Raw genomic sequence first — 14,346 nt, 5'->3', positions numbered from 1 at the left:
GTGTCGGGGTGGTCGGGGCCGGCGAGGTGTTCGCGGGCGGCGGCGGCGCGTTCGGCCAGCGGCAGGGCCTGCTCGGGCTGGCCCTGTTCGAGCAGGTAGACGGCGGCGTGCAGCATCCGACGCAGGGTGCCCGTGAGCTGGTCGGTGTGGTCGGGGGCGGTGTCGGCGCGGACGACGGTGCGAACCAGGGCGTGCATCCCCACCGTGGGGCCGTCGCGGTGGGCCAGGGCGGAGCGTTCCAGGGTGGCGATCGTGTCGGCGAGGTCGAGCAGGTCGGCGGCGGCGGTGCGCAGCTCAGGGTGGGCGAGGTCGTCCGGGTCGGCGATGAGCAGGTGCAGCGGCAGGCCGGTGGCGTCGGCGTGGGCGGTGAGGCGGAGCAGTTCGGCGGCGGCGGGGGAGTCGGCGTCGAGGTGGCGCAGTGGCTCGTCCCAGAGGGTGGCGACGGTGACGCCGGGGCGGCCGGGCACCTCCCCCTGGGCCAGCACGCGGGCCGGCTGGTCAAGCAGGGCTTGTAGGTAGGTCTCGGGGGGCAGGCGGCCGGAGGTGATCCGGTGGGCGGCCTGGTCTAGGGCGAGCGGGTGGTCGGCGAGTGCGCCGGCGAGGCGGGTCGCGATGGTCGGGTCGACGGCGGGTAGGCGGTCGGTGAGCAGGGCGATCGAGTCGGCGCGGTCCAGCGACGGCAGGGCCACGACCGGGCCGAGACGGTCCCAGTCGGGATTGCGGGAGGTCAGCAGCAGGCGGCCCGTCTCGCTGGGGCGCAACCAGTCCGGCAGGGCCGTCTCGGCGGCGTCGTCGAGGACGATCAGCCAGCGGCCGTCGGCGCGGTCGAGGCGGGCCAGGACAGCGGCCGGCTCGGCGCGGTCGGGCAACCCGAGCGCCGGGGCGAGGGCGCGGATTCGGTCGTTGAGCAGTTCGGGGCTGCCTGCGGGCACCCACCAGACGGCGTCGAACTCCCGGCGATGCGCGCGGACGTACTCGGTGGCGACGCTGGTCTTCCCGATGCCGGCGAGACCCGTGACGGTGACCAGCGGGGAGCGTTTCAGCGCCGCGTCGAGGCCGTCGAGCGCCTCCTGCCGCCCGATGAACGCGGCCTGCGGCGTCGGCACGTTCCACACGGCCGGCAGCTCACCCGGGTGGATCGCCGGATGAGGCCGGCGGGCGAAACCCACCGTCCCAGCGCCGTCGCCGCGTCCGCTCGGCGTGCCGCCCTCGCCGCCCTCGCCGCGGTCGCCGCGGTCGGGGCGGACGGCGGCGAGCAGGGCGATTTTGCCGGCGAGCGCACCGCGGTCGAACAGGTTGATCGGAGCGATCTGGCCGAGCAGGCCCGGCACCGGGCGGTCGGTCACCCGGACGACGAGCAACCGGCGATCCCCGTTGGCCACGCGGGGTGACCAGGCCGCTCCCCACTCGGCGACCGCGTCTGCGGAGTTCACGTACCCGTCCGAGGCGACGGCGATCGTGTACCGGGCCTGCCGGGCCGCTCGGTCCAGCAAGGCGGTCCAGTTGCTGCCCGGCACCCGGTCCCACGACTCGACGAGAACGCGCAGGCCGGCGCCCTCCAGCGCCCCGGTGATCCACTCCGCCCACGCCCGACCGTCTTCGGCGTATGACACGAAGCAGTCGAGCGCGTCCCCCTCGCCCCCGACGGTCACCGGATAACCATCCCACAGCGACCAAAACGTTCGACGATCTCCGGACGGTAGGGCGGTCGCTACGCTGATCGTCGATGAGTGGCTACGCGCGATGGGCGGAGATCCGTGCCGAGCAGGTCGCCCGTGCCGGCGGTGAGGACGCCGTCGAGGCCGGCAAGAAGGAACTGCTCGCGGTCGCGGTGGGTCACCGGCTGGCAGAGGTGCGCCGGGCGCGGGGTCTGACCCAGCAGCAGGTTGCCGAGCGGATGGGCGTCACCAAGGGCCGGGTTTCCTAGATCGAGCAGGGCAAGATCTCCGGGCAGGACGTCGTCGCCCGGTTCGCCGCGGCCCTGGGCGGCCGGCTGCACCAGGCGATCTACTTCGACGACGGGGACATCACCGCGATCGCCTGAGTGCGGGTCGGTGTCCAGCCCAGGCCATGGCAGATCAGTGCGCTTCCAGGTGCGGTCGGCGGACGGAAGAGACCAGGTGGAGCCGCGGTCTCGGACGGACTGCGGTGCCAGATCCCGGCGAGCGGGACGGCCGGCGCGGTGTGGTCCGCCTTGTCGGATCGTCGTGACCTGGGCGTGCATTGGCGCAATGTAGGCGGATGGCCGGATTGGACGTAGGCTGAGTGAGTACTCAACCAAACGTCCGGCCGACGGTGGCCGGTGGTTCTGACGTGGGATCGGAGACGGCGATGAGCGGTCGGGTGGCGGGTAAGGTCGCGCTGGTGACGGGGGCCGCGCGCGGGCAGGGACGGGCGGACGCGCTGCGGCTTGCCGAGGAGGGTGCCGACGTGATCGTGGTCGACGTCTGTGCGCCCCTGCCGAGTGTCGACTACCTCTCCGCGACCCCGGAGGACCTGGCCGAGACGGTCTCGCTGATCGAGAAGACGGGGCGCCGCGTGGTGTCCGGAATCGTGGACGTCCGCGACCTGGAGGCTCTGCGCCGCATCGTTGATGACGGCGTGGCGCAGCTCGGCCGGCTCGACGTCGTCGTCGCCAACGCCGGCATCTGCATCCCGCGGGCGTGGGACAAGGTGACTCCGCAGATCTACGAGGACACCATCAGCACGAACATCACCGGAACGTGGAACACGGTGATGGTCGGCGCGCCGCACCTCGTGCGGGCCGGCGGTGGGTCAATCATCATCATCAGCTCGGCGGCGGGGCTGAAGGTGCAGCCGTTCATGGTTCCCTACACGACCAGCAAGTTCGCGGTGCGCGGCATGGCGAAGGCGTTCGCGGCGGAGCTGAGCCAGCATCACATCCGGGTCAACAGCGTGCACCCGACCGGTGTGAACACGCCGATGGGCACCGGCACCATGCGCCAGCGGATCGACGAGGCGATCGGCGGCTACGACCGGCTCGGCCCGATGTTCATGAACCTGCTGCCGGTCGACGGCACCGAGCCCGAGGACGTCGCCGACACCGTGCTGTTCCTGGCCTCGGACGAGTCGAGGTTCATCACCGCGCACGAGATCGCCCCCGACGCCGGCAACACCGAGTTCTGAGGTCGAGGTCCGAGGTGGGGCGGGACGAGGGGAGCGCAGGCGCGGACCGGGCAACCACGCCGACCGCGGGACCGCCGACCGCAGGGGCGCCGACCGTGGGGGCGCGGAGCGCAGGGCCGCGGGGGGAGCCGGAAGGCACCGCGCGGGAGCGCATCCTGGCCGCCGCGGAGGTGCTGTTCGCCGAGCACCGGTTCGACCGGACGTCCACCGCCCGGATCGCCGCGGCGGCCGGTGTGCCGCACGGGCTGATCTTCTACCACTTCAAGACGAAGATGGACCTGCTGCTCGCGGTCGTGCAGCGGGATCGGGTGACCACGCTCGGCGAGCTCGACCTGCCCTCACTCGATCCGCCCCAGCTCGATCCGCCCCCGCCCGAGCCGGCGGATCCGCGTCGGGCGATCGCCGAGCTGTGGCGGCATCTCACCGTCGTGCTCGGCCGTCCGTCGCCGGTGCACCGCATCGTCCTGCAGGAACTGGCCGTCCACGAGGAGATCCGGCGGCGGGCGATGGAGAGCACCGACGCCGCTGCGGCCGTGATCGCCCGCCGGCTCGCCCGGATCTTCGGGCGCGAGGTCCCGACGCCCGAGCAGGTCGCCGCGGCCCAGCTACTCACCTTCGCCGCGTCCATGGCGCCGCTGCTCGACCAGCCGGACCACACCCTCGTCGCCCCGGACGCCCTCGCCGCCCTCCTGGCCCGGGGGTTGTCCGCGCCGGACGCCTGAGCCGTCGCGGACCGATCTCCTCGGGTGGCGCCCGGGAGGCATTGCGGTGCGCTGTGCGCGCTATCCGGGCTCAGGCAGTGCAGAACGCACCGCAGTCGGCCGCGAAACGGTTCGTTCAGGCGTGAGCGTCGGTCACGGCTGTGGGTCGGTCACGGCTGTGGGGTCGGCGACGTGGGTGTCGGTGACGCCGAGCAGGCCGAGCAGGCGGGCGCGGGCCTGCTCGAAGCGCGGGTCGCGGCGGTCCTCGAACAGCTCGCGGGTCTCGATCTCCTCGTCGAGGCGGCCGTCGCGCAGCACGATCACCCGGTCGGCGAGTTCGAGCGCCTCGTCGACGTCGTGCGTCACCAGCAGCACGGCCGGGCGGTGCCGCTCGTGCAGCTGCCGGACCAGGGCGTGCATGTGGATGCGGGTCAGCGCGTCGAGGGCGCCGAACGGTTCGTCGAGCAGCAGCAGTTCCGGCTCGCGGACCAGGGCCCGGGCGAGGGCGACGCGCTGCGCCTCGCCGCCGGACAGCGTCAGCGGCCAGGCCTGGGCATGGTCGGCGAGCCCGACCTCGGCCAGCGCCCGGGTCGCCTCGTCGCGCCGGCGGGAGCGGGGCAGACCGAGGGAGACGTTCTGCCACACCCGACGCCAGGGCAGCAGCCGTGGCTCCTGGAACACCACCGAACGCAGCGCCGGCACCTCGACGCTGCCCTCGGCGACCGGGTCAAGCCCGGCCAGGGTGCGCAGCAGCGTGGTCTTGCCGCCGCCGCTGCGGCCGACCAGGGCCACGAACTCCGAGTCGGCGATGGTCAGGTCGAGCCGGTCGAGCACGACGTGCGAGCCGAACGCGCGGCGCAGGCCGCGCACCGTGACGGCATCCACCCGCGTCACCTCCCGCGCCAGGCCAGCAGGCGATGCTCGGCGACGCGCACGATCACGTCGGTGATCAGGCCGAGGGCCGCGTACACGACGACGACGACCATCAGAATCTTCGTCTGGAACAGCGACTGCGCGTTGTAGATGAGCAGGCCCAGGCCTTTCTGGGCGTTGATCTGCTCGGCGACGACGAGCGCCAGCCAGCTCAGGCCGAGGGAGTAGCGCACACCGGTGAGGATGCTCGGCATCGCCCCGGGCAGGACGACGGTCGCGATCAGGCGCAGCCGGTTCAGGCCGAACTGGCGGCCCATCTCCAGCAGGCGCGGGTCGACCGTGCGCACGCCCGACATCGTGTTGATGTACATCGGCAGCGCCGTGCCGATCGTGATGATGAGGATCTTCGGGGTCTCGTCGACGCCGAACCAGAGGATGAACAGCGGCAGGATCACCAGGAACGGGATCGTCCGCAGCATCTGCAGGGTGGCGTCGAGGGCCTCCTCGACCGGTCGCCACAGGCCGACCGCCACGCCCAGGGAGAGGCCCACGGCGATGCCGATCGCCGCGCCCGTCAGCGCCCGGCGCACCGACACCCACAGGTTCGAGGGCAGCTGCCCGTTGTTGCACAGGGTGACGAACTCGCGGGCGACGTCCCACGGCGCGGGCAGGACCTCCGTCGACCACCAGCTCGACGAACTGCCGAGCTGCCACAGCCCGACGAGCAGGATCGGGACGATCGCCCGGCGGACCAGGCTGGGAACCCACAGCCGCCGGCGCCGATCCGCGCCGCCGGCGCTGAACGTCACCCGCCGCCCGCGTGCCGCCGCGGGCGAGCCCACGGCGGCACGCGCGTCGGCGGCAGGCACGGCGGCGGGCGGCGTCCCGGGTGCTGCGCCCTTGGGCTGCGTCACGGTCGCCACGGCACCCGGGTCTCCCATCGTCGGCTCACTAGCTCACTGCACCGTCGTCACGGCGAAGTTCGCCGGGAACTTGGCCTTGTAGGAGGCGATGGCGGCCTCGATCGCCGGGTTCAGCTTCGTGTTGTAGCTGCCGGCGACGTCGACCTTGCCGGGCAGCAGACCGGCGGCCTGGAAGGTGTCGGCGATGGCCTGCTGGTCGGCCAGGGCCTTCGGGTCGACGGGGCCCACGGCCGAGTTCGCGCTGTTCTCCGAGGCCTTGAAGTTGGCGGTGACGGACTCCAGCGGCTGGTTGGTGTTCGTGGACGTGATCTTGTTCCACTCGGCGGCGTGTGCCCGGGTCCAGGCGAACGACGCCTCGATCCGACCGATGTAGTCGGCGATCGCCGCGGACTTCGCCGGGTCGTCGAGGTCGGTGGTGTAGGCGTTGTAGGCGCCGACGAGGCCGCCGAGGCTGCCGGAGAGGATCGGGCCGCCGTCGGCCAGGATCGGGTTGCCCTTCGCGACCGCGACCTGCACCGTCTTGCCGAACCCGGCCAGCGCGTCGACGCTGCCGCCGAGCAGTGCGCTCAGCCCGTCGGCCGGCGTGAGCGGCACCGGCTGGATGTCCTTGAAGGTCAGCCCGGCGCTGGCGAGCTGCTTGAGCAGGAAGTACTGCGTGGTGGTGTTCTTGGTGTACGCGACCTTCTTGCCCCGCAGGTCGGCGATCGAGGTGATGCCCTTCTTCGCGACCGTCCACTGCAGTGACGTCGGCAGCCGCAGCGTCGCGACGGACACGAAGTTCGGCTTGGTGCCCCCCGCGGCGATCAGCACGTTGGCGACGCCACTGCCGCGGGCGAGATCCGCGCTGCCCTGGTTGACGGCCCCGGTCTGCGCGCCGCCGTCGGGGTACGTCTGGAACTTCACCTTGTACGGGGTGTCGATCAGCCCGGCCGCCTTGAGTAGCGGCTCGTCACCGCCGATGGCCGCCGGGTAGGTCGCCACCCGCAGTGTCACGCCCGACAGGTCGGGGCCGTTCGACGCGCCGGTCGCGGCCGGGCTGGCGGCGGCGCTCGAGCCGCCACCCGAGTCCGAGCCGCAGGCCGCGAGGGTCACCGCCAGGCCGGCCGCGATGGCGACCGCGATGGCGCCGCGCCGGCGGCCGCCGGTCCTGAGCTGGCCTGATCCCCGCTGATACATCAAAACTCCCACATGATCCACTCCCGGCATCCCCGGGTCCGGGTGAAGGTTTCATCCCATGACGTACTTGTCAACCGAAAGGGTCGAGATGGTCGATAAGCGATGGTGCAGGTTAAAGTCCTGGTAAGACGGCGAGGCACGCGCGGTTTCGGCGCCTGATGGCAAGCTGGGCGTCATGTCCTGATCCACTGACGAAGTTGCGTTCGGCGCACGGGCGGTTACCCATGGCCGGGTGAGCGCCGTGCACCTCGGTCGCGCTCCCGGGGCCGGAGCCACCGTCGTCAGTCGTCAGCGCGGGCCCGTCGCCTCCGAAACAGCTACCGACGACGATCGAGGGCATCTGGTGGAACTGGGAATCAACACGCTCGGCGGCGTCTCCACCGACCGGCACACCGGCACGACGCCGACCGAGCACGAGCGCCTGACGTCGATCGTCGCCCAGGGTGTGCTCGCCGAGCGGCTCGGCTTCGAGGCGTTCTCCGTCGGTGAGCACCACGGCGACCCGCACTTCGTGACGAGCGCACCGCCGGTCATCCTTGCCGCGATCGCCGCGCAGACCGAGCGGCTGCGGCTGATGACCGGGGTGACGCTGCTTCCCCTGCTCGACCCGGTCCGCGTCGCCGAGGACTACGCCACCCTCGACGTCATCTCGGGTGGGCGCGTCGAGATCGTCGCCGGGAAGGGCAACTTCGCGAACGCCTCACGGCTGCTCATCGGCGTCGACGACCCGGACCGCGGGACGCTGCTGCGTGAGCACCTCGACCTGCTCCTGGAGATCCTGCGCACCGGGCACATCCCGGCCTGGCCCGCCACCTCCCGCCCGGCGTTGAGCGACGCGCACGTCACCCCGCGGCCGGTGCAGCCGCAGCTGCCCGTCTGGCTCGGGGCGACCCGCAACGTCGACTCCGTCGAACTCGCCGCCAGCAAGGGTCTGCCCGTCCTGGTCGCCGGGTTCCGCGCCGGCACCTACGCCGACTTCGCCGACCACTACCGCGAGGCGTTCGCCGCCGGCGGCCACGACCCGGCCGGAGCCCGGGTCGCGTCGCTGTCCACCGTCGTCGTCGACCACGACGAGGCGCGGGTGCGCCGCGAGTACCGGGCCTACTGGGAGCAGACGATCAACGCCGCCGCGCAGCGCAACCAGGGCCTGCGCCAGGACAACCGGGCCCAGCGGCTGCTCGACCAGGGCTTCGACGACCTCACCGGACCGGAGGGCCAGATCCTCGTCGGCACCCCCGAGTACGTCGCCGAACGCCTGATCGGGATGCACCAGGATCTCCGTCACGATCTGCACTTCCTCCAGATCGACAACGGCCTGGGGCCGGCGGGCACCGAAGAGGTCATGCACCTGATCGCCGAGGAAGTGGCCCCACTCGTCCGCAAGGAGACCGCGCTCAGCGCGGCATAGGAGACAGCGAAGATGACCGACGCCCCCGGACCGCTCGACCACCGCCCGCTGCGGTTCGGCACGTTCCTGTTCCCCCGCACGGTGGCCGGCCGCACGCTGCTCGACCATGCCGCGCAGGCCGAGGACCTCGGCTACGACCTGATCGCCGTGCCCGACCACCCCTACAACCCCGACTACATCGACCAGGTGGCGCTGCTGTCGGCCGTGGTCGGCCGCACGTCGTCGATCCGGGTGCTGACCGACGTCGTCAACCTCGCCCTGCGCCCGCCGCAGGTGCTCGCCAAGACCGCGTGGACGATCGACCGCCTCGCCCCCGGCCGGGTGGAGCTCGGCCTCGGCACCGGCGGGCTGTGGGATCAGATCGCCGCGATCGGCGGGCCGCGGTGGAAGCCGCGGGAGGCGCGCGAGCGGCTCGCCGAGGCGATCGACGTCATCCGGCTGCTGTGGTCCGGCGACGCCGACGTCACCTACGACGGCCAGTACTACCAGCTCGACCACCCGCAGCCGCTGCTCCCCCCGCAGGAGCCGATCCAGCTCTGGATCGGCAGCGGCGGCCCGCTCATGCGCCGGCTGACCGCCAGCCAGGGCATCGGCTGGATCCCCAACGGCAACCGCCTGGACCTCGCCACCGTCCGCGCCGACGCGGCGCACTTCGACACCGAGCTCGCCGCCGCCGACCGGCCGCGCACCGCCGTCCCGCGCCTGTACAACGCCTTCTTCGGCCACAAGCTGCAGGACCGCTCCGAGGGCTTCCTCGTCGGCCCCGCCAGCCAGTGGATCGACGAGCTCACCGCCCTCGCCCTCGAACTGGACTTCGACACCTTCGTCCTCGGCGACCGCGAGACCCCCGTCGAACACCTGCAGATCTTCGCCGACCAGGTCATCCCCCAGGTCCGCGCCCAGGTAGCCGCCGCCCGCTCCTGACCCGATCCACTTCCTCGCCTTTCCAGAGGGACGAACCGGACACGAAACCCTCTGGAAAGGCAAGGAACCCGCCCCGGCAGCACATACGATCTGATCACCGAAGCTTCCGGGGTTCCGCTCGCCGCGATCGTGACCGGCGGGAACCGCCACGACGTCGGCCGCGGCGGCCACGGGGGCAGCAGCGATGGTGTGATGCTCCGGAGTTTGCGCGTCGATCGCACGTCGGAACGGTCGGACAGTGTTGTCGTGGTCGAACCCAGTATGGTTGCTCCGCATGATCGAGATCGAGACCGTGATCACCGCGGGTCTTATCCGCGACCTGCTGCGGGACCAGCATCCGGACCTGGCCGGGCTGCCCCTGCGTGAGGTGGAGGGCGGCTGGGGTAACCAGATGTGGCGCCTCGGGGACGAGTTGGCCGTGCGGATCCAGCGTATGGACACCGATCCCGATCATCAGCTCAAGGAGCGCCGGTGGCTGCCGCTGCTCGCTCCACGCCTGCCGCTGCCCATCCCCGTCCCGGTGCGCAGTGGTGTGCCCTGCGAGCGTTTCTCCAAGATGTGGACGGTCATGACGTGGGTGCCGGGCCTGCCGCTGGACCACGGGTCGATCACCCGCGGCGAGCACGCGGCCGACACCCTGGCGGCGTTCCTGCGGGCGCTGCATGTGGCGGCGCCCGCCGGCGCACCGGTGGACACGGGCCGCGGCGCGCACCCCAGGGACTGCACGAGCGTCTTCGACCGGTTCTTCGGCTCCGTTGACGCGGACGCGATCGGCTCCGACGCCGTCGACGTCCGGGCCGTCTGGGACGATGCCGTCGCGGCTCCCGCATGGGAGGGTCCGCCGGTGTGGGTGCACGGCGACCTGCATCCCGCGAACGTCGTCGTCGCGGATGGGACGCTGGCGGGCGTTGTCGACTTCGGCGACATGTTCGTCGGCGACCCGGCGTCGGACTTGGCGGCCGCCTGGGTGTTGCTGCCGGCGGGCGCGGCCGCACGCTTCTTCGCCGCGTACGCGGAGGCTGACGAGGCGATGGTCCGGCGTGCCCGCGGGCTGGCCGCGTGCAAGAGCCTCTTCCTGATGCTGATGGGCCAGAACGGGGACCGCGGCCTGCCCGGCGGCAAGCCGGCGTGGGGTCCGGCGGGGCGGGCGGCGCTCGACCGGGTCCTGAGCGAGCGTCTGACCCGATTCCACGAGTAGATCGGCGCGCCGCAGCCAGCCGCGGACCTTGTGCGGCCGCAGTTCCAGGTCCGCCAGGATCCAGTCCTGGTCGAAAATGCTGTCACCGGCCGCGAGCTGGGGTTTTAGGCAGCCGGTTGATACAAGTGGCGGAGACCGTACCGTTTGCGTTTCTTTTGTCTTTTCATCGAGAATCCCGTTCGGTTGGCTGTGGCTGGAGGCCGCAAGAGAAAGTCGGCTGACGATGATTTGTCGGCTGGCTCGACCGTGGCAGACGGTATGTATGCGAAGACCTTCGGAGGGGGTCTGAGCTAATGGTACATATCGGCTAGATGGAATTAAGTGGCTGAACGGGTAGTGCTGCGCCTAAAAGGCTCGGAACGCCGCAACAAGTACGACGTTCATCTGACGCTGCGTGAATCCTGGAGTCGGACGTCTGCGCTGTCCGGCGCTGTCACGGGACTCGGCAAATGGGCGGTTGAACAGGACGTACGTGTCCCTGGTGGATTCGTGTGGCAGGAGCGGCTGCCCTGCATCCGACCCGTCCTCAATCACTCTCTGTCAGAGCTGGCCTGGGTTGAGCCGGAGAGTCCACCGCCAGCGAGGTGTGAGCCGTGCCGATGGCTCAGCCGGGCTCGACGTGTCGCTGCCCACGCTCGTCGCTCCTTGATTGAACTCATGTCGCCGCTCGTCGTTCTCAGTGCTGTACACGACGGTATTCGGATGCTGGCGCCACGCTGGGACTACTTCTGGTGGATTCGGCCGAAGCGGGTGGCCTATCCTGGGAGGATGCCGAATAGGTCGGGGCTGATACACGTGAATCCATGCAGGTACTATCTGGTCGGCGGACCGGACTATGACATGTCGATCGACGGGAGCAACGGCTTGGTCGCCGCGATCGGCGAAAACGGTGTCAAGGTCATGTGCGGGACGGATATGGGTCCGGTGCGCGTACTTCTTCGAGCCCTCACCGGGGTCGCGAAGACGGAACCGGATTGGGATACCGTCGCCGAAGTGGACATCGTCGCGTCCGAAAATTGGATCAGGGTGATGAGCTCCGAGCTCGAGATGAGGCCTGACCTCGGAAACCTGGCCTGCAGTGGTCCGGGAAGATATCGAGTGCGGGTTCACGCGCGCGGACGCGACGATGCCAGTCGACGTGGTTTCGTAGAGGAACCGGTCGAGGAACATCTCCTGGAGGCCTGGCCGGTGGACAGCGCGACCCCTGCTGCTCTGATGACGGATCTCGATGACGTTGGCGTGAGGTTCGCCGCATCCTGAGAGCGCGGCCGGATGCCCGGCAGACCTCCCGCGCTGAGGGCACCGTCCTCGCCTGCGAGTGGCCGTCCAGACCGGCCGTTTCAGGTGCATCGGCGGCCGGCCCCGGCCATCACAGGCCACATGGACTTTTCTGGTCAGTCAGCCGCAGGACCGGCCGAGTCCTTCCGTCGCGGCGCGTTCACCCGGTGCCGAGGTAAAGACGTGCAGATGGAGGATTCCCCAGCCCCGGCCCAGCCCCGGCCCGGCCCCGTGCAGAGGGTGGGGGGAGATCGTGGACAGTCGAGGCGGGTCAGCTGCGGCCGAAGGCCTCGCGGCGGATCACCTGGAGCAGGGTCGGGGCGCCCTCGCTGGTCGTGATCTCGATCGTCCGGCCGGCGAACCTGTCTTCGGACGCCTGCGCCAGCAGGCAGTGCGCGAGGTCGGCGCGGCTGGTGAACACGCCGTCCAGCGGGCCGTCGCTGACCTCGTAGGGCGAGACGTGGCCGGCGTCGAACAGGCCGGAGGAACGGATGACCGTCCAGTTCAGGCCGCTGTCGCGCACGATCTGCTCCATGGCCCGCATGTCCGTGTAGGTGCTGCGGCCGATCGTGCGCGCGAGCAGCGGCTGCATGACCCGGTTGAGCAGGAATCCGCCATCGCTGTGCGGGTGGGGTTCGACCGCGCGTCGGCCACGTCGGCCCCGATGACGGTGAGCCGCTCGCCGGCCAGCGGGAACTCCGCCGGCCGCCGCGTGACCGCGACGATCTCATGGCCTGCCTCGAGGGCCTGCTGCACCACCAGCCGCCCGGTGGGCCCGTTAGCCCCGAAACCGCGATCCGCATACCTGCCTGGCCTCTCGCGTGGGAATCGTTCGCGTGGCGGTGCGGTCTGGCTCATCCGCACCACCGCGCCCTGCGAAGACGCCGAATCCCGGCCTTCCGATGTGACAGACCCGCGGATGCGTACGGCGACCGCCTGGTCAGGTGGGAGTCGTCGGACCGACGTCAACGGGTGCCGGTGCCGGTGCCGGCGGCGGTGGTGAGTCGTGCTGCCAGCGATCTGAGCAGATCGCGAAGCTCGTCCGGTTCCTCGACGACGAACGGGAAGCCCAGTCCCACCAGCACGGCGGGTACCCAGTCCAACCGCTCGGCCTGTAGCCGCACCCGGACCCAACCGTCGACGATCGCTCTGCCGTCGACGTGGACGATGTCGTGCACGGTGGCGAGTCCCGCCGGGAGCTGGGCCCGGACCTGCTCTGCCGGGCCCTGGACCCGCAGTGAGACCGCGTGTCGGTGGGGCGCCTCGGCGAGCCCGGACAGCACCCGCTCGGCGGGGTCGAATCCGTCGGGAATGTCGAACGTCTCGCCCTGGAGTGTGAGAATCGTGATCCGGTCCAGACGGAAGGTCCGGGTCTCGCCGCTCGCGGAGTCCGCTCCCGTGACATACCAGCGCCCGGAATGGACGACGATGCCGTACGGGTGCACGGTCCGCTCGCTGCGCCGTCCGTTCGGCGAGGTGTAGCTCATGGCCACCGGCCTGCGGTCCCGCGCGGCCTCGGCGAGCTGAAGCAGGACGGTCGTTTCCAGCTCGATCGCGGGTCGACTGTTGACGGTGAAGTCGATGGTCTGCAGCAGCGCGTCCAGCCGACGTCCCAGCGCCTCGGGCAGCACCCGCCGCACCTTGGTCGCGGCGCTCTCGGCTGCGGCGACGGACGTGGTCACCAGGCCCGCCCGACGTCCGGCCACCAGCCCCAGCAGCACGGCGAGCGCCTCGTCGTCGGTGAGCATGAGGGGCGGCATGCGGAACCCGGGCGCCAACCGGTAGCCGCCGTGGCGGCCCCGCACCGACTGCACCGGGATCCCGAGGTCGGCCAGATGGACGACATAGCGACGGACGGTGCGCTCGTCGACGCCGAGCCGCGTCGCCAGGTCCCCGACCGTGCGGGTGCCGCCGGACTGCAGGACCTCGAGCAGGGCGAGCACTCGGGCCGTGGGTCGCGTCACCGTGGAAGTATCTCCCGGATACCGGGCGGATTCTGCCCTCTATTCTCCCTAGCGTTCTCGTCATGACGACTCGTAACCCTGCCTCCGAACATCAGCACAGCCTCGTGTCGATCCGCCTCATCACCGACGACGTCGCTCGCCTGGCCGACTTCTACGGACGGGTCAGCGGCACGCCCATCCGCTGGTCGACGCCCGACTTCGCCGAACTGGAGACGCCGGCGGGCACGTTGGCCATCGGCAGCACCCGCACGGTCGCGCTGTTCGGGGCCGGCTCCGCGCGGGCCGCGGACAACCACAGCGCGATCATCGAGTTCCTCGTCGACGACGTCGACGCCGACTACGAGCGGATCAGGCAGGTCCCGACCGAATTCGTCAACGCGCCGACGACGATGCCGTGGGGCAACCGCTCGCTGTTGTTCCGCGACCCCGACGGCAACCTCGTCAACCTCTTCACCCCCGTCACGCCGGAGGCCAAGGCGAAGTTCGGCCGGTGACCGCGGCGGGGTCGGTTGCCACGGACTGCGGCCCCCGCGAGCCTGTGCGGCCGACGGGTCGTGCGCCCGACGGTGGATGCGTGGGAAAGCGCCTCCATTGCACACCATCTTCGTCGCGGCGCGATGCCGGTGGGCGATGAGTAGATCGGGCACCGAACCCTTTGGACAGGCGGGGGACCACCGGGCGCACCAGGCCGGCGCGTGGAGCGCGGTGGGGCGTCAGGCCCTCGGGGCGGATGGGGCGGGTGGTGCTGTGGCTG

15 protein-coding genes are annotated in these 14,346 nt (G+C 71.0%); 8 read left to right on the top strand and 7 right to left on the bottom strand.

All coding sequences use genetic code 11. The annotated features are described in order from the left end of the window. On the bottom strand, window positions 1–1,652 hold a 1,652-nt coding region (locus NBZ83_RS21545), incomplete at its 3' end, for a tetratricopeptide repeat protein (protein WP_261575686.1). Between the two features lie 74 nt (window positions 1,653–1,726). Here NBZ83_RS21545 and NBZ83_RS34635 point away from each other — a divergent pair. The 3 genes from NBZ83_RS34635 (at window position 1,727) to NBZ83_RS21530 (ending at window position 3,869) form a co-directional block, all read left to right on the top strand. Beyond that, window positions 1,727–1,927 carry a helix-turn-helix domain-containing protein gene (locus NBZ83_RS34635; protein WP_261575685.1) on the top strand — a complete coding sequence of 67 codons (201 nt, stop codon included), beginning with the start codon at window positions 1,727–1,729 and terminating at the stop codon, window positions 1,925–1,927. 404 nt (window positions 1,928–2,331) lie between these two features. Then, window positions 2,332–3,147 (top strand): mycofactocin-coupled SDR family oxidoreductase, encoded by an 816-nt coding sequence (locus tag NBZ83_RS21535; protein ID WP_261570329.1) that lies wholly within the window; start codon window positions 2,332–2,334, stop codon window positions 3,145–3,147. A 95-nt stretch (window positions 3,148–3,242) separates the two neighbouring features. Then, window positions 3,243–3,869 (top strand): TetR/AcrR family transcriptional regulator, encoded by a 627-nt coding sequence (locus NBZ83_RS21530; RefSeq protein ID WP_261575684.1) that lies wholly within the window; start codon window positions 3,243–3,245, stop codon window positions 3,867–3,869. 132 nt (window positions 3,870–4,001) lie between these two features. Here NBZ83_RS21530 and NBZ83_RS21525 read toward each other — a convergent pair whose 3' ends face one another. Genes NBZ83_RS21525 through NBZ83_RS21515 form a run of 3 tightly spaced genes read right to left on the bottom strand, consistent with a single transcriptional unit; the run spans window position 4,002 to window position 6,820 of the window. Continuing rightward, window positions 4,002–4,733, bottom strand: a complete 732-nt coding sequence (locus NBZ83_RS21525; protein ID WP_261575681.1) for an ABC transporter ATP-binding protein — start codon at window positions 4,731–4,733, stop codon at window positions 4,002–4,004. Between the two features lie 5 nt (window positions 4,734–4,738). After that, complete coding sequence (locus NBZ83_RS21520) at window positions 4,739–5,662, bottom strand: ABC transporter permease (RefSeq protein ID WP_261575680.1); 924 nt, start codon at window positions 5,660–5,662, stop codon at window positions 4,739–4,741. Between the two features lie 15 nt (window positions 5,663–5,677). Next, window positions 5,678–6,820, bottom strand: coding sequence for an ABC transporter substrate-binding protein (locus tag NBZ83_RS21515; RefSeq protein WP_261570325.1), 1,143 nt, complete (start codon window positions 6,818–6,820; stop codon window positions 5,678–5,680). 343 nt (window positions 6,821–7,163) lie between these two features. Between NBZ83_RS21515 and NBZ83_RS21510 the strand changes: the two genes are divergently transcribed. The 4 genes from NBZ83_RS21510 to NBZ83_RS21495 all read left to right on the top strand — a co-directional run bounded on the left by NBZ83_RS21510 (window position 7,164) and on the right by NBZ83_RS21495 (window position 11,610). Beyond that, window positions 7,164–8,228, top strand: a complete 1,065-nt coding sequence (locus NBZ83_RS21510; RefSeq protein WP_261570324.1) for an LLM class flavin-dependent oxidoreductase — start codon at window positions 7,164–7,166, stop codon at window positions 8,226–8,228. Window positions 8,229–8,240: 12 nt separating this feature from the next. Continuing rightward, entirely contained in the window at window positions 8,241–9,152 is a 912-nt protein-coding gene (locus tag NBZ83_RS21505; RefSeq protein ID WP_261570323.1) for an LLM class flavin-dependent oxidoreductase, read from the top strand. Window positions 9,153–9,426: 274 nt separating this feature from the next. Further along, window positions 9,427–10,350 carry a phosphotransferase gene (locus NBZ83_RS21500; RefSeq protein WP_261575679.1) on the top strand — a complete coding sequence of 308 codons (924 nt, stop codon included), beginning with the start codon at window positions 9,427–9,429 and terminating at the stop codon, window positions 10,348–10,350. A gap of 657 nt (window positions 10,351–11,007) precedes the next feature. After that, entirely contained in the window at window positions 11,008–11,610 is a 603-nt protein-coding gene (locus tag NBZ83_RS21495; RefSeq protein WP_261570321.1) for a hypothetical protein, read from the top strand. A gap of 289 nt (window positions 11,611–11,899) precedes the next feature. On the opposite strand, the gene NBZ83_RS21490 is transcribed toward NBZ83_RS21495, so the two are convergent. The 3 genes from NBZ83_RS21490 to NBZ83_RS21480 form a co-directional block, all read right to left on the bottom strand. Next, a complete protein-coding gene (locus NBZ83_RS21490; RefSeq protein ID WP_261570320.1) occupies window positions 11,900–12,220 on the bottom strand; it encodes an NAD(P)H-binding protein in 321 nt (106 codons plus the stop codon). Beyond that, window positions 12,133–12,486 (bottom strand): NAD(P)H-binding protein, encoded by a 354-nt coding sequence (locus NBZ83_RS34630; protein WP_261570319.1) that lies wholly within the window; start codon window positions 12,484–12,486, stop codon window positions 12,133–12,135. The genes NBZ83_RS21490 and NBZ83_RS34630 overlap by 88 nt, the downstream gene beginning before the upstream one ends. Before the next feature lie 107 nt (window positions 12,487–12,593). Next, entirely contained in the window at window positions 12,594–13,592 is a 999-nt protein-coding gene (locus NBZ83_RS21480) for a helix-turn-helix transcriptional regulator (protein WP_261570318.1), read from the bottom strand. A gap of 62 nt (window positions 13,593–13,654) precedes the next feature. On the opposite strand from NBZ83_RS21480, the gene NBZ83_RS21475 reads away from it, so the two are divergent. Continuing rightward, entirely contained in the window at window positions 13,655–14,086 is a 432-nt protein-coding gene (locus NBZ83_RS21475; protein ID WP_261570316.1) for a VOC family protein, read from the top strand. Window positions 14,087–14,346 lie beyond the last annotated feature (260 nt).

The organism is Frankia gtarii (assembly GCF_025403375.1).
Lineage (GTDB): Bacteria > Actinomycetota > Actinomycetes > Frankiales > Frankiaceae > Frankia > Frankia gtarii.
The sequence above is the reverse complement of the archived record's forward strand: the minus strand, read 5'-3'. Positions and strand labels throughout refer to the sequence as shown.

Coding starts and splice junctions, on each gene's coding strand:
- NBZ83_RS34635 (WP_261575685.1), top strand. CDS start 1,727: ATGAGTGGCTACGCGCGATGGGCGGAGATCCGTGCCGAGCAGGTCGCC.
- NBZ83_RS21535 (WP_261570329.1), top strand. CDS start 2,332: ATGAGCGGTCGGGTGGCGGGTAAGGTCGCGCTGGTGACGGGGGCCGCG.
- NBZ83_RS21520 (WP_261575680.1), bottom strand. CDS start 5,662: ATGGGAGACCCGGGTGCCGTGGCGACCGTGACGCAGCCCAAGGGCGCA.
- NBZ83_RS21515 (WP_261570325.1), bottom strand. CDS start 6,820: ATGTATCAGCGGGGATCAGGCCAGCTCAGGACCGGCGGCCGCCGGCGC.
- NBZ83_RS21505 (WP_261570323.1), top strand. CDS start 8,241: ATGACCGACGCCCCCGGACCGCTCGACCACCGCCCGCTGCGGTTCGGC.
- NBZ83_RS21500 (WP_261575679.1), top strand. CDS start 9,427: ATGATCGAGATCGAGACCGTGATCACCGCGGGTCTTATCCGCGACCTG.
- NBZ83_RS21495 (WP_261570321.1), top strand. CDS start 11,008: ATGTCGCCGCTCGTCGTTCTCAGTGCTGTACACGACGGTATTCGGATG.
- NBZ83_RS21490 (WP_261570320.1), bottom strand. CDS start 12,220: ATGCAGCCGCTGCTCGCGCGCACGATCGGCCGCAGCACCTACACGGAC.
- NBZ83_RS34630 (WP_261570319.1), bottom strand. CDS start 12,486: ATGAGCCAGACCGCACCGCCACGCGAACGATTCCCACGCGAGAGGCCA.
- NBZ83_RS21475 (WP_261570316.1), top strand. CDS start 13,655: ATGACGACTCGTAACCCTGCCTCCGAACATCAGCACAGCCTCGTGTCG.